The 255-nt window shown below is 71.0% G+C and carries 1 protein-coding gene; it reads right to left on the bottom strand.

The window, feature by feature from the left end; translation table 11 throughout:
* On the bottom strand, positions 1-255 hold a 255-nt coding region (locus tag SB816_RS33335; RefSeq protein WP_410548420.1), incomplete at both ends, for an FHIPEP family type III secretion protein.

Genomic DNA, 255 nt, shown 5'->3' with positions numbered 1-255 from the left:
CGTCGACCACGGTGTAGCCGTACACCTGCGCCTGTTCGCGCATCGCGACGTCGATCCACACGGCCGGCAGCCCGAACGCCGGGTCCTGCGTCACCGCGCCGGGCAGCGCGGCCGTCACCTGGCCGGGGTTGATCGCGAGCCACTGGCCCGGGAACACTTCGCCCGCGCCGATCTCGACGCCCTTCAGCGCGATCCGGTATGCGTTCGGCCGCAGCTCGAGGTTGTCGCGAATGTGGATCACCGGCGGCAGGAAGC

Source organism: Achromobacter sp. SIMBA_011 (assembly GCF_046535435.1).
Classification (GTDB): Bacteria; Pseudomonadota; Gammaproteobacteria; order Burkholderiales; family Burkholderiaceae_B; genus Achromobacter; species Achromobacter dolens.
The sequence above is the reverse complement of the archived record's forward strand: the minus strand, read 5'-3'. Positions and strand labels throughout refer to the sequence as shown.